Source organism: Microbacterium schleiferi (genome assembly GCF_020781975.1).
In the GTDB taxonomy this organism is placed as follows: Bacteria; Actinomycetota; Actinomycetes; order Actinomycetales; family Microbacteriaceae; genus Microbacterium.
The window spans coordinates 280,699-294,174 of the sequence record NZ_JAJGNI010000001.1 but is presented as its reverse complement, the minus strand read 5'-3'; the positions used below and the strand labels follow the sequence as shown (position 1 = coordinate 294,174).

General features: G+C 68.0%; 15 protein-coding genes and 1 tRNA gene. 3 read left to right on the top strand and 13 right to left on the bottom strand.

Annotation, left to right across the window (positions count from 1 at the left end):
- Positions 1-22 precede the first annotated feature (22 nt).
- Complete coding sequence (locus tag LL236_RS01550; protein WP_228177031.1) at positions 23-1,375, bottom strand: HNH endonuclease signature motif containing protein; 1,353 nt, start codon at positions 1,373-1,375, stop codon at positions 23-25.
- Between the two features lie 68 nt (positions 1,376-1,443).
- Here LL236_RS01550 and LL236_RS01545 point away from each other — a divergent pair, with 68 nt between their 5' ends.
- Positions 1,444-1,938: a GNAT family N-acetyltransferase gene (locus tag LL236_RS01545; protein ID WP_308017234.1), complete on the top strand. Its 495-nt coding sequence runs from the start codon at positions 1,444-1,446 to the stop codon at positions 1,936-1,938.
- On the opposite strand, the gene LL236_RS01540 is transcribed toward LL236_RS01545, so the two are convergent.
- Complete coding sequence (locus tag LL236_RS01540; protein WP_228177030.1) at positions 1,935-2,354, bottom strand: hypothetical protein; 420 nt, start codon at positions 2,352-2,354, stop codon at positions 1,935-1,937. The genes LL236_RS01545 and LL236_RS01540 overlap by 4 nt on opposite strands.
- Here LL236_RS01540 and LL236_RS01535 point away from each other — a divergent pair.
- Entirely contained in the window at positions 2,347-2,658 is a 312-nt protein-coding gene (locus LL236_RS01535; protein WP_228177029.1) for a darcynin family protein, read from the top strand. The genes LL236_RS01540 and LL236_RS01535 overlap by 8 nt on opposite strands.
- On the top strand, positions 2,655-3,404 hold the full coding sequence (locus tag LL236_RS01530) for an SDR family NAD(P)-dependent oxidoreductase (protein WP_228177028.1): 750 nt from the start codon (positions 2,655-2,657) through the stop codon (positions 3,402-3,404). Before LL236_RS01535 ends, LL236_RS01530 begins: the two co-directional genes overlap by 4 nt.
- Positions 3,405-3,566: 162 nt before the next feature.
- On the opposite strand, the gene LL236_RS01525 is transcribed toward LL236_RS01530, so the two are convergent.
- The 11 genes from LL236_RS01525 to hisS all read right to left on the bottom strand — a co-directional run bounded on the left by LL236_RS01525 (position 3,567) and on the right by hisS (position 13,455).
- A tRNA-Leu gene (locus LL236_RS01525) sits at positions 3,567-3,639 on the bottom strand.
- Between the two features lie 54 nt (positions 3,640-3,693).
- Positions 3,694-5,070, bottom strand: coding sequence for an NAD(P)/FAD-dependent oxidoreductase (locus LL236_RS01520; protein WP_228177027.1), 1,377 nt, complete (start codon positions 5,068-5,070; stop codon positions 3,694-3,696).
- A 23-nt stretch (positions 5,071-5,093) separates the two neighbouring features.
- On the bottom strand, positions 5,094-6,383 hold the full coding sequence (locus LL236_RS01515) for a S8 family peptidase (RefSeq protein WP_267189447.1): 1,290 nt from the start codon (positions 6,381-6,383) through the stop codon (positions 5,094-5,096).
- An 8-nt stretch (positions 6,384-6,391) separates the two neighbouring features.
- On the bottom strand, positions 6,392-6,943 hold the full coding sequence (locus tag LL236_RS01510; protein WP_228177025.1) for a DUF501 domain-containing protein: 552 nt from the start codon (positions 6,941-6,943) through the stop codon (positions 6,392-6,394).
- A 97-nt stretch (positions 6,944-7,040) separates the two neighbouring features.
- On the bottom strand, positions 7,041-7,574 hold the full coding sequence (locus LL236_RS01505) for an FtsB family cell division protein (protein ID WP_228177024.1): 534 nt from the start codon (positions 7,572-7,574) through the stop codon (positions 7,041-7,043).
- 35 nt (positions 7,575-7,609) lie between these two features.
- The gene (eno, locus tag LL236_RS01500) at positions 7,610-8,890 is read right to left on the bottom strand and encodes a phosphopyruvate hydratase (RefSeq protein ID WP_228177023.1); all 1,281 of its coding nucleotides are present in this window, start codon (positions 8,888-8,890) and stop codon (positions 7,610-7,612) included.
- 105 nt (positions 8,891-8,995) lie between these two features.
- Positions 8,996-9,664: an O-methyltransferase gene (locus tag LL236_RS01495; RefSeq protein ID WP_228177022.1), complete on the bottom strand. Its 669-nt coding sequence runs from the start codon at positions 9,662-9,664 to the stop codon at positions 8,996-8,998.
- Positions 9,665-9,788: 124 nt separating this feature from the next.
- Positions 9,789-10,808, bottom strand: coding sequence for a DUF1648 domain-containing protein (locus LL236_RS01490; protein ID WP_228177021.1), 1,020 nt, complete (start codon positions 10,806-10,808; stop codon positions 9,789-9,791).
- Entirely contained in the window at positions 10,805-11,242 is a 438-nt protein-coding gene (locus LL236_RS01485) for a GntR family transcriptional regulator (protein WP_228177020.1), read from the bottom strand. The genes LL236_RS01490 and LL236_RS01485 overlap by 4 nt, the downstream gene beginning before the upstream one ends.
- A gap of 54 nt (positions 11,243-11,296) precedes the next feature.
- Positions 11,297-12,136 carry an SGNH/GDSL hydrolase family protein gene (locus tag LL236_RS01480; RefSeq protein WP_228177019.1) on the bottom strand — a complete coding sequence of 280 codons (840 nt, stop codon included), beginning with the start codon at positions 12,134-12,136 and terminating at the stop codon, positions 11,297-11,299.
- 68 nt (positions 12,137-12,204) lie between these two features.
- Complete coding sequence (gene hisS, locus LL236_RS01475; protein ID WP_228177180.1) at positions 12,205-13,455, bottom strand: histidine--tRNA ligase; 1,251 nt, start codon at positions 13,453-13,455, stop codon at positions 12,205-12,207.
- Positions 13,456-13,476: the final 21 nt, after the last annotated feature.

The window sequence follows — 13,476 nt, the reverse complement described above, 5'->3', positions numbered from 1 at the left end:
TGCGTTGGGGTAGAAGGCGCGCTCAGGCCGCGTTGGGGTAGAAGGTCGGGAGGTGTCGTTCGGGCTTCACGATGTATCGGCGCCCGTGTGGGGATACCCATTCCAGGGACCCGTCACCCAGGTGGGTGATCTGCCACCCGCCGTGATGCTTCACGGTGTGGTGGCCCTGGCAGAACGGTGCCGTGTTCGTCACCGATGTTTCCCCGCCGTCTGCCCACGCGACCGAATGGTCGATCTGGCACTGCGACGCTGGTTTCGAGCATCCCGGTCCCATGCACCGGTCAGCCCGCCACTTCACCAGTTTCGCGAGCTCCGGTGGTGGCCGGTACTTTGTGCGCCCGACACTGATGACGGCCCCGGTTTCGGGGTGGGTCAGCACCCGCATCCACCCCGACGCGTTACCGGCCAACTCCCGGGCGGTCTCGATCGGGATCGGGCCGACCCCCTCCACCTCCGCCGGATCCGTCACACCCTCAGCCCCGAGGAGCGCCAGCGCGGGGACGGTCACGACAACGGTCGCGCGGATCCCCCGCGCCTGCTTCGGGTGCTGGGGAACGGTCCCGTCGATTAACAGGTCGCAGAACACGTCAGCGCGGATCTCATCCAGACTCCGCTCCGACCCATCCCCCGGTTCCCCGCCCCGGGTGCTGCCGCGGTCGTGGTCACGGATCACCACAGCTTTCTGGGTGACCCGCCCGTAGATCGCGTGGGCTTCCACCGACGGGACCAGCGCGTGAACCCACGACATCGAATCCCCCGCCGGCTCCACCAGGATCCGGCGACCCCGCACCGCGGCTTCGTGACGCTCCGTCAGGCTCGGCGCGGTTTCCCGGTCAATCAGGCGGCGTAGCGACCGCCGAAACGATCCCACCGGCAGCGATTCCGCGAGCTCCAGCGCCCGCCCCACCAGGCCCGCCGCGACATCGGGGTCGAGTACATCGAGGTCATCGACCAGGATCTCCGCGTGACGGACCGTCACGTTTGCGTGGGAGAGGGACTCCAGAACCGTCGGGTAGGAGTGGACGAGTGATTCGGCGCGGGAGAGCATCATCCCCGCCGCGTTCTCCGTGATCCGCAGAGCAGACGCGAGTTCCAGCCGGAGGGAGCGCATCACCAGCTCCCGCGACCCGCCCCCATACCGCGACACATCATCGAGAGCCTCCAGGCGGAGGTCATCGACCCGAGCGAACCGTTGCGCCGCGAACACCGCCTCCAGGTCGGCAGCCTCCAACACGAGGGCGACAGCGTCCGGACGCGGCGGCACCCACCCCGCCACCTCGGCATCCCACTCCCGCACATCACCCTCATACAGGAACACGTCAGCATCCGGACCCTCGGGCCGCTGCCCCGACTCGCCCATGCCAACCTCATCCATACCCCGACACTACGAGGGGGTTCCGACATTGACACGCCCGCGCGGCCCATCGGTGATTGACTTGGCACGTGAGACTCGAGCCATGTCAGGTGGGCGATATCCACGACCTCGAGGAGTTTCTCGGCCGCGTGGATCTCACCGCGAGCGGGCTGGACTCGCCGACCGCGCGGCTGTGGATCGAGCGCGACCCCACCGGCGCCATCGTCGCAAGCGCCGGGTACGAACTGAGCGCCGACGGTGTTCACGTACTCATCCGGAGCGTCGCGGTCACTCCGCGCCTCCGGTCTGGTGGCCGAGGCGCGGAAGCGGCGCGGTTCGCCCTCCACCAAGCCTCGCAGGAGGGGGTGCGGCGCGCGTGGCTCTTCAGCCGCCGCTCGGGACCGTTCTGGCAAAGCCTGGGATTCCTGCCCGCAGACCGCGACGATCTCGCGGTCGCGCTGGCGGGAACGGAGCAGGTGCGGCCATTTCACGCACGGGCCAGTTCGAGCGCGAGATCGCATGGTCATGCCAATCGAGCGAGTGAAGCATTCGAACCCATGCGGCAGCCATCCACACGCCACTAGAGGTCGACGAGCGCTCGAGCGAGCCGCCGCACGGCCGACTCCACGCGCGCAGTGTCTCCCGTCACGTAGAGATCGAGAGCGAACCCCTTCAGTCCGCTGACGAGGAGGGTGGCGCCCTCACGCGGATCACCACTGTAGGCCGGGTGGCGCTCAAGTGCTTCCGTAACGCGGTCGAGCCACTCCGTGGTCGTTGCCAGAGCGAGAGGTCGGAGTGTCTCGTCGTGAACGGCAAGCGCCATCACTTCGAGCGTCAGCATGACGCGGGCTCGTTGACTCCCCTCGGCCATGGCGTGCCATATGCCGAGGATGGTGTCGTCGAGGCGCGCGCTGGTGTCGAACGGGGGCACACGGGGCGCGCTTGCCGCGAGCGCCTGGGTGAGCAGCTCCTGCTTCGAGCCGAAGTGGTGAATGAGCATCCGATCACCCTCCTGGCTCCGCCTCCCCCACGAACGACGCGCCGCCGTCCGTGCCGACGAACTGCTCACCGCGTTCGCGGCGCACCCCCGAATCCACACCCAGTGGATCGACGTGGAGTCCTACTCCGCCGCGTCGTCCGACATCCTCATCGCCCACGTGACCGACCTTGCGGACTGGAATCTTCTCTTCGAGAAGCTCCGCGACACCTCCTTCTTCTCCGAGCCGTACTTCCGCGTCGACCAGATTCTCGTGGGGATCGAGGACGGCTACCGCGCCGCAGAGACAGGCGCCGGTGCTGCGTGAGCGCGCCGACCGCGCTCACTGAGCGTGTGCTGATAACGGGCGGCACCCGCGGGTTCGGATGGGCCCTGGCGCGCCGGATGCAGAGCACGGGCGCCCTCGTCGCGGTCTGCGGACGATCCGTCGAAGCCGTCGCCGCGGCGAACGCGCACGGACTCACCGGGATCGTCGCGGACGTCGAAGATCCCGGTGACCGGCGACGTCTCATCGAGACCGCCGCTGATCACCTCGGTGGATTGACGCTCCTCGTGAACAACGCAGCGACGCAAACCGGCATCCGGTTCGACGCGGACACATCCGCGCAGGCCGAGCAGGCCTCGCTCCGCGAGATCCGAGTCGATTTGGAGGCACCGCTCGCCCTGACCGCCCTCGCGCGCCCTCATCTCGAAGAACAGTCATGCGCTGGGGTCGCCTTCATCACGAGCACGCTCGGCTTTGCGCCCAAACAGTCCGCGCCCGCCTACTGCGCCGCCAAGGCGGGACTCGCCGCATTCGCCCTGTCGCTTCGCTACCAGTGGGCTAAGAGCCACCCCCAGTTGAGCTCGATTCGCATCATGCTCCCGCTTGTGGATACCGATATGACCCGCGGCCGCGGGAGCGGCAAGATATCGCCCGAGGATGCCGCCCAGCAAGCGGCCCAGGCGATCGAGCGCGGCAAGGACGAGATCGTCATCGGTCGTGCACGGATCCTGACCACCCTCCACCACATCGCCCCGGGAGCGGCCGCCCGCATCACCCGCAACGAGTGACACACCCGCACACCCCCAGTGTGGCTCTCGAACCCCGCCCCACCGCCACTCCACGCGCCGCTGCGCAGCGCGCAGAGCCTCCGGCGGCGTGGGCCCGAGTGGGCTTCTCGCCCACCAAAGCGACACGGCACCCCGCCGCGCTGCGCGCGGCACGGTGCCGTGTACCCCCGGTGGGACTCGAACCCACACTTGAGCGATTTTAAGTCGCCTGCCTCTGCCATTGGGCTACGGGGGCGCGCCGTGATCAGCGATCCCACGCTACCCGCAGGGGCGCCCGCGACCGACAGTGTCAGGACTTCGCGGCGACCTTCTCAGGCTCCGACTCGGCCGGCTTCGGCTTCGGACGCGCCGCAAACTCCTCGAACACGTACCGCGGGTGCTGCACGGTCGACAGGTTCACGATGTCACGGCCGAGCCAGAGGTTGTTCCACCAACCCCAGATGACCCGCCACTTGCGCTCCCACGACGGCATCGCCAGGCCGTGGTAGCCGCGGTGCGCAAGCCAGGCGATGAAGCCCTTGAGCGCAAGCTTGCCCGACTGGAATACACCGTTGTACAGACCAAGACCCGCGACGGCGCCGAGGTTCTTGTGCACGTACTCGACGGGAAGCTCGCCGCGCAGGACCGCGGTGATGTTCTTGGCCATGAGCTTGGCCTGACGCACGGCGTGCTGCGCGTTCGGAACGCAGTACCCGCCGACGCCACCGCCCGTGAGGTCGGGCACCGCCGCAACGTCACCGGCGGCCCAGGCACCCTCGACGATCTCATCCTCGCTGCCGACGCGAAGGTCGGCGCGGGTACGGATGCGGCCACGTTCCTCGACGGGCAGGTCGCTGCCCCGCACGACTGTCGGGTTTGCCATGACACCGGCGGTCCAGACGATCAGATCGCTCGGGATGACCTCCCCGGTGGAGAGCTCGACGTTGCCGCCGACCGCTCCGGTGACCTGCGTGTCGAGGTGGACTGCTGCACCGCGCTCACCGAGTGACTTCATGACCCACTTGCTAGTCTCGAGCGAGACCTCGGGCATGATCCGGCCCATCGCCTCGATGAGGTGGAAGTGGGTCTCGTCGAAGCTCAGCTCGGGGTACTTCTTGAGCAGAGCGGATGCGATGGAGCGAAGCTCGGCGAAGACCTCGATGCCCGCGAACCCACCACCCACGACGACGACGGTGAGCAGGCGCTCCCGCTCGGGTCCGGGGGGAAGAGTCGCTGCCTTGTCAAAGTTCGAGAAGAGCTTGTCGCGGATCGCGACGGCCTCTTCGATCGTCTTCAGCCCCATGGCGTTGTCGGCGATCCCGGGGATCGGGAAGGTGCGCGAGACGGCGCCCGCGGTGACCACGATCTGGTCGTACTCTTCCTGCCACGGCTCACCGAGGGCCGGAGTAACCGTCGCTACCTTGTTGGCGTGGTCGATTCCGGTGATCTTGGCCGTCACGACGCGCGTGCGCTTGAGGTGACGACGCAGCGACACCACCGAGTGGCGAGCCTCGATCGAGCCCGCAGCGACCTCGGGAAGGAACGGTTGGTAGGTCATGTACGGAAGCGGGTCGACGATCGTCACCTGTGCTTCGCCGCGGCGAAGGTGCTTCTCGAGTTTCCAGGCCGTGTAAAAGCCGGCATACCCTCCGCCGACAATAAGGATCCTGGGCGTGGTGTTGCTCACGATGGGAGAACTCCTGAGATGTTTCAGCGGCGGGGGGCGCGGGACGCCAATCGGACGCGTCGGACAGCAGCGGTGACGCCGAGCGCCACCAGTATAGCCGCGACCGTGCCCGCCGTCAGCGGAACAGTCCCATACAGCAGTGACTCGGTACTCGGCAGCAGCGGCGAGGCCGCAGCCTGCTGCTCCACGGGAGGGAGGGGTTCGACTGCGGCGGGGGGAACTGTCGGCTCGGGATCGGGCACGAGATTTGCCCGACGGTAGATGGTGATCCACTCCGCGAGGCTCCCCAGGGGGTTCTCGCTGACCGCGGGTACGGATGCCGTCACCGCGGCCTGCGCATCCACCAGGCCGTACCCGTAGAGCGGATCGGGAAGCTCCGTCACTCCGGCGGGCGGGGTCGCGGTGCGGATGATGTGATTGATGACATTGTCGGCATCCATGTCGGGATAGGCGGAACGCACGAGTGCGGCAATACCCGCCACAATCGGGGCAGCACCACTGGTGCCGGGCCATTCGACCACGGTGCCGTCGGCAGAGACGCCCAGGAGCTTCTCGCTCGGCGCAACGACAGCGATCGTGATGCCCTGCGTCGAGGCGTCCAGGCTTGCGCGCCCCTGCGGATCCACTCCGCCGACCACGAGAACACCGGGGATCGTTGCCGGGGCACCGACGACTCCCGTCCCGCTCCCCCGGTTTCCGGCGGCCGCGACGACCACGACATCGTGTTCGAAGGCATACATGAATGCGTCGTCCCAGCTGCGATCCCAGTCCGGGGTATTCGTCGTGAACGACAGGTTGATGATGTCGGCGCCATTGTCGACAGCCCAATAGATCGCCTGGGCGATTTGCTCCGTGAAGGGTACGGATGCCGACACGCCGAATCCGACTGAGATCGAGAGGAGTTCGGCATCCGGTGCCACACCGATCATGCCCGTCTCCGGGCTCGTTCCGCGGGAGGCGGCGAGGGACGCGACCCAGCTGCCGTGATCGGGGTCTCGCGCTCCCACGGGCGTGCGACCGTCCGGCGACCCGAGGCCAGAGACATCCGTGCCGCCGACAACTCCCGAGAACTCCGGGGGTCCTTTGCCGATTCCGGTGTCGATGATGGCGATCTTCACGCCTGCGCCCGTGGAGGTTTTCCAGGCGTCCCGGATGCCGTAATCGTCGAGCCAGTACTCGGCCGCCCGGAGCGGGTCGGCCTCAGACGGCGACGGCGAGGGGGGAACGGTGAAACCGGGCAGCGCGATGATGCCGACGACAGCGAGCGTGACGGCCGCCAGCCGCCCAAGGGGGCGACTGCGGCGCTCCGTCATCGCAGGACTCACGCCGGCTCCTCGGAAACCGCGTCGACGGTGCGGATGGCAGCTCCCGGGTCAGCGCACACGCATCGTTCCGGCGACCAATCCGCCAGCGCCAGCGCCCGGTCCCCGATCGGGTTCACCCCCGGCCCCGCGGCAAGCGAGTGCGCCAGCACAGCGTGCAGACACTTCACGCGTGTCGGCATGCCGCCCGCCGAGATGCCCGCGATCTCCTCGGGGTCGCCATACTGGGCGCGGTCCTCGAGATAGCTCTGGTGCGCGAGACGGTAGGCCGCCGCGACCTCCTCATCTGCCTCCAGCTGATCGGCGAGCTCACGCATGGTGTGGTCGGCCTCCAGCGCCGACATCGCCGCCGTCGCACCCGGATGCGTCAGGTAATAGAACGTCGGAAACGGCGTGCCGTCGGGAAGTCGCGGGGCGGTGGCGACAACCGTCGGGTTTCCGCAGGCGCAGCGCGCGGCGATCCCGAGCACTCCTCGAGCCGGGCGACCCAGCTGCTCGCGCAGAACGGCGAGTTCAGCCTCGGTAACGGGAGCGAACGGAGGCCTGGACACCTCTCCAGGCTACCGATGAGCTCCTGAAGTTCGGCTGCGTGTCCTGCGGCGACGCAGACTCGTCAGGCAGTTGCTGCTTTCCGGACCCGAGCGCCGGTCACGGCGCGACTGTCGACTCCGAGGGAGTCGGCTCAGGATCGGGGATCCCGATGACCGGAAGCGCGGCGGTCTTCGCGAGCCCCGCCGCGGTCACCGAGCGCACGAGCTGCGACATCCAGTCGGTCGTGGTTTGCACGACCTCATCGCTCACGGGCGCCTGCTCTGCGGGTATCGCCGAGTCGGGAAGATCATCGTCGACGAGATACACGACCTCACCGGGGCGCACGTAATAGAGCCGCTCCCGAGCCTGCGTCGTGATGTAGGCCGGGTCCTGCCACCGGTCTTTCTCGGTCTCGAGAGCTGCGATCTCGTCCTGAGTTACCTGCACAGCCTGTTCGAGTGCCGCGATCCGCTGCCTCTGCTCGAGGTAGGTGCCCACGGTCGGAACCAGGACGAAGGCCGCGAGAACGACGAGGCCCAGCATGATCACCATGAAACCCGAGAGCCGGATGCCGCCGAGCCAGCCCCGCACGTCGACGCGGCGCGCCGAGCGAGCACCGCGGGAACGAGAAGGGGGAGCCGGATTCGTCATCGCGGCTCCCCTCTCGTCAGGTCAGTTCGAGCGCATCAGCCCTTGAATCGCGGGAAGGCACCGCGACCGGCGAAGACCGCCGCGTCGCCGAGTTCTTCTTCGATGCGCAGAAGCTGATTGTATTTCGCGACACGCTCGCTGCGGGCAGGCGCACCGGTCTTGATCTGACCGCAGTTCACGGCGACCGCCAGGTCGGCGATCGTGGTGTCTTCGGTCTCGCCCGAGCGGTGCGACAGCATCGAACGGTAGCCGTTGGAGGTGGCAAGAGCCACGGCATCCAGGGTCTCGGAGAGCGTGCCGATCTGGTTGACCTTCACCAGCAGCGCGTTGGCAACACCCAGGTCGATGCCGCGCTGCAGGCGGCTCGGGTTGGTCACGAACAGGTCGTCACCGACCAGCTGCACCTTCGAGCCGATCGCGTCGGTGAGAGCCTTCCACGCGTCCCAGTCGTCCTCGGCGAGCGCGTCCTCGATCGTGACGATCGGGTAGTTCGCGACGAGGTCCGCGAAGTAGTCGGTCAGCTCAGCTGCCGTCCACGGCTTGCCCTCGACGGTGTAGACACCGTCGGAGAAGAACTCGGTGGCAGCGACATCCAGACCCACGGCGATGTCTTTGCCGGGGGTGAAGCCGGCCTTCTCGATCGCCTTCATGAGGAAGTCCAGGCCCTCGCGGTTGCTGGGCAGGTCGGGGGCGAAACCACCCTCGTCACCGAGGCCGGTCGAGAAGCCCGCAGCCTTCAGCTCGCCCTTGAGGACGTGGTAGGTCTCGGTGCCCCAGCGCAGCGACTCGGCGTAGGTCTCAGCGCCGATGGGTGCGAGGAAGAACTCCTGGAAGTCGATGCCGTTGTCGGCGTGCTCGCCACCGTTGATGACGTTGAACAGCGGAACGGGCAGCACGTGCGCGTTGGGTCCGCCGAGGTAGCGGAACAGCGGGAGATCGGCGCTGTCGGCCGCGGCCTTGGCGACGGCCAGGCTCACGCCGAGGATCGCGTTCGCGCCGCAGCGCGACTTGTTGTCGGTGCCATCGGTCTCGATGAGGATCTCATCGACGATGCGCTGCTCGCTGGCATCCACGCCCTCAAGCGCGGGGCCGAGTTCGTCGATGACGGCAGCGACGGCCTTGAGCACGCCCTTGCCGCCGTACCGGCTCTTGTCGCCGTCACGCAGTTCATACGCCTCGAATGCGCCGGTGGATGCACCGGACGGGACGGCCGCCCGCTGAACGGTGCCGTCTTCGAGGAGGACTTCCACCTCGACGGTCGGGTTGCCGCGCGAATCGAGAATCTCGCGCGCGCCTACAGCCTCAATCAATGCCACGAAAGGACTCCTTGTTTGGGAGGGTTGTGTCGGAGCGTCGTCGGTCCGACATCGAGTCTAGTGACGACGGATGCTGCGCCACAGGCCCGCTGGGCGGAGAAAAGCTCAGACCACCACCGCGAGCGCGATCCCATCCCATCCCTTGCGGTCGAGGGTCTGCAGGGCAGTCGCATCGAACCGCGGATCATCGCGGAGCATCTCGAGTCCGCGCCGGGTACCGACGACCTGGCTGGTCGTGTCGAGCGGATCGGCGACCTGGCCGGATCGGCCGATGTTGTCGACGACGACAACGGTTCCCGGACGCCCGAGGCGCGCAGCCCAGTCGAGGTAGAGCGTGTTGGACTCCTTGTCCGCGTCGATGAAGACGAGGTCGAACGGGTCGCCCTCCCCCAGGGCCGGCAAGACGTCAGCGGCCTTCCCGACGCGGACCTCAACGCGATCTCCGACGCCCGCTCGATCGAGGTTGGCGCGCGCGATCGACGCGTTGACCGGTTCCGCCTCGATCGTAATCACCCTCCCCCCAGCGGGAAGCGCGCGGGCCAGCCAGATCGTCGAGTACCCACCGAGCGTGCCGACCTCAAGCACCCGGCGGGCGCCGGCGATTCTTGCGAGCAGGTGCAGGAACTTGGCGTTCACGGGGGCTACCTCGATCGCCGGCAGCCCAGCGCTGCTCTGATCGGCAAGTGCCGCCTCGAGCGCAGCATCCTGCTCGACAAGAGTCTCTGTCAGGTAGTGATCGACACGCGTCCACGCATCCGGAGTTGGCACTGTCATATCGCCAGACAACCGCGCCGGAGGGGGCGAGGTCAACGGGTTCGCTCTGGTGCGAGTGGTGGCTGGCGCCGGAATTGGCCAGTAGCGGCACTCGTGGCGACCCGGGTGGCCTGCTGGTCGTTGGTCAGTTCTTTGCCTCCTCACGGGCGCGAAGGCCCTCAATCGCCGCCGCAGCCGTTGCGGCGTCATCGACGGTCACGACAAACACGCGCCCGCTTCTCTTGGCGATCTCGAGCGCCTCGCCGCGACGCAGAACGACGCCCGTCCGGCCGTCCAGCGCGGTGCGCACGCCCCACCCGCCGAAGTCCGCCAGCGGGTTGACGAGGATGGCGCGCACGGCAGCGATCTCGGTCAGCGGAACGTGGAAGCGCGGAACACCGAGATAGCTGATCACCCGCACGCCGGAGTCGTCGACCCGCACCCGGAAGAGGCCGGTCGCGGTGATCGCGAGCCCCACCACAAGAGCAACCGAGAGCAGAATGGGCCAGGCTGATCCCCCAGCAAGAGCGTCGAACACCGCACCACCCAGGAGAAGGATTCCGAGTCCGAGGAGGATGACCATCCCGAGCCGGGACATCGTGACGCTACGCATCCACACGACGCGCTCTCCCGGTGCGAAGGTGGGCACATGGCCATCGTCGGCGACTGCGACGGTCCCGCCGCTGACAGTCACCGCCGGCTGCAAGAACCACGCGAGAACGCCGAGGACGACCCCGGCGACACCGCCGGCCAGAAGTGCGGGCAGGACGCCCGGCGCTGCCTCGCCGGTCACCAGCCCGCGCTGCGCCAGCGTTGCCCAGGTGGTCAGGACGAGGATCGCCCCGACCACTGCAGGCGTCATCGTGCCGAGGAAGCGCATCGTCGGCCCCCACTCGCCCTCACGCGTCCCCAGGAGCGCGAAGACTCCAAGGAGTGCCGTGAGCAGGATGCCGAAGCCTGCGCTGAACAGCGGCACGACCCACGGGGGCGCGAACCCGTCGGCCTCCCCGGCGGCATTCCAATGGATCGCGACCGGGTCGGGCAAGGATGGCAACGCCTCGACCTGCACTCCGACGGCGACGGCCGTCAGGACGAGCGGCAGGGCGATACCCAGCCACAGGAATGCGCGACGCGCACGCGCGAGCGCGGCGGAGTTGTCGGTCATGAGGTCTCCTCTTCGGATGGGCGGTAAGCGTCGCGCGAGTCGCTCGCCAGGTTGTCGGGCCCGCCGATCACGCCGTCGGGGGTGCGGGCATTCGCATCCACAAGAAGAGAAGCGAGCGCTCCCGGAGCGATTCCAAGATCGCGAGCCCGCTGGGCGAGGGCCAGAACGTCGTCGTGAAGCTCGCGAAGCGCGGCGGCGGCATCCGTTACGACGGCGCCGCGGCCGCGGCGCAGATCGATGACACCTTCGTCTCGCAGGTGTTGGTAGGCGTGAAGCGCGGTGTGCAGGTTGAGATCCAGCGCGTCCGCGACCTCGCGCGCGGAGGGGAGCCGGTCACCCGCTCGCAGGCGACCTCCCGCGACCGCGCTCCGGACGGACGCGGCGATTTGTTCCCAGAGGGGAACGTCTCGCGAGGGGTCGATGCGAATCAGCACTCTTTTATTCTAGTTGCAATAGAACAATTACAAAAGATGATCGACGGTCGTGCCTCAATTCGAAGGCACTCCCTGGATTCGCGGATGGCGGGTCGCTGCGCTCGTTCTCCCATAGCCCAAGGAACCCGCGACCGCCGGAAGGAGGGCCTCGGCAGTGCGCCGATAGCCGAGCGGGCTCGGGTGGAAGCGGTCCAGGCTGAACATCTCATCGGGCTGCGAGATGAAGAACGGTCCGACCGCGTGACGGAGCGACACGGCGTAGGCGCCGGCGCCGACCGCGGCCTCCTCCTGCGCGTCGGCGAGCTGGCGCGACATCCTCGACCCCAGCGATCGCAGGGGTTGCGGCACCGGCCGCAGCGCGCCGAGGTCTGGGCAGCTTCCCACCACGACCTGCGTACCCCGTCCGCGCAGCCGTTCGATCGCCGCGACAAGGTGGCGCACGGATGTGGATACCGCGACGCGGTGCGTGATGTCGTTGCCGCCGACCACGATGACTGCGACATCCGGCCGATAGTCATCGGCGAGCTCGTCGAGCTGGGCTCCCAAGGCCGAAGACTCCGAGCCGACGACCGCCGCAGTGCGCAGCCTCACGGGGCGCTTCGCCTTCTTCGCCAGTCCGATCGCCAGACGTGCGCCGAGCGTCTCTTTGCGCCGTTGCGCGCCGAGACCCGCGGCGATCGAGTCACCCAGCACGAGAAGCTCGATCGGGTCACCCTCGAGCTTTCGGCGCCACACCCGATCGGCCTCGAGCGCGTCCTCACCGAGCGGTTTGCCGATGAGTCGCCGGGCCTGCGCGGCCTGGCGATCGAGCAACGCGCGCGCGGCAAGGGCCGTCGTCGCCGCGGCGCCCACCACCGCCGCTGCCCACAGCGCCCCGGTCGTGATCCGGCTCATGGTGCGATTTGAGCCGCTCGATCTGAATCGCCGCTGACGCGCCGGTGAACGAACGAGCGGTAAACGGATCAGCCGAGCTGCTTGAGCTCGAGGGTGTCGATGGTCGCTCCCGGGCGGACTGCCGCGAAGTGGGTGTACCCGTCGGCGGTCGCGCGATCCAGCAGCGGCTTGAGGTTCTTCGGGCGCTGCTCGAGGCGCACGCGACTTCCCCGGGCCACGAGCGCTGACTTCAGCGCGACGAGCTCAGCGAGCTCGACCTCCCGGTCGTGAACGAGCACGACGGCGTCAATGTCGTCATCGGCTGCGTCCGCGACGAGGTCGACGAGCCGTTCGAAGCCGAGCGAGAACCCGACGGCGGGAACGTCCTGGCCGAGGAACCGGCCGATCATGCCGTCGTAGCGGCCCCCGCCACCGAGCGAGTAGGACACCAGCGGGTGGGCGATCTCGAAGATCGTGCCGGTGTAATAGCCCATGCCGCGCACGAGGAACGGATCGAACACCAGCGGAGCCTCTCCCCCGCGGGCAACCGCGACTGCATCGCCGATCGCGGCGAGGGCGCCGATGGCCTCTCCCTCGAGCCCGTCGGGCAGCGCTGCACGGATCTGCTCCTCGTCGAAGCCGCTCACGGTGCCCTTTTCCCGAGCCAAGAATTCCGCGAGGGCGTCGACCGCTTCGGGCGCCGCCGAGCGTTCACGCAGTTCGGTCGCCACACCCACCGCACCGATCTTGTCGAGCTTGTCGATCGTGATGAGCACGCCCGGACGCTCTGCTTGGGGAAAGCCGAAGTGATCGAGCATCGCATCCAACAGACGACGATCGTTCACGCGCACAATGCCGCCCTCGAGCCCCAGCGCGTCCAGCGCGTCGAGGGTGGCGGTGATGAGTTCGGCTTCGGCGCGCGACGAAGGATCGCCGATGATGTCGATGTCGCACTGCACGAACTGCCGGTATCGACCCTTCTGAGGCCTTTCGGCACGCCAGACCGGCGCGATCTGCACGGCACGGAACACGCCCGGAAGCTCGGCCCGGTGGCTCGCGTAGAAGCGTGCAAGCGGCACCGTCAGGTCGTACCGCAGGCCGAGGTCCGAGAGCGCTGCGGGGTCGTCGGCTGCCGCCCGGATGCCGTCGGCATCCAGTCCGCGACGAAGGACGTTGTAGGCGAGCTTCTCGTTGTCACCACCGATACCGGCGTGCAGCCGCTCGTAGTCTTCGACGACCGGAGTCTCGATCTCGTCGAAGCCGTGGGCGCGGTAGCGCTGTCGGATGACGGCGAGCACGCGCTCTCGGCGAGCCTTGTCGGCGGGGAGGAAATCGCGCATGCCGCGCGGCGGGGTGACGGG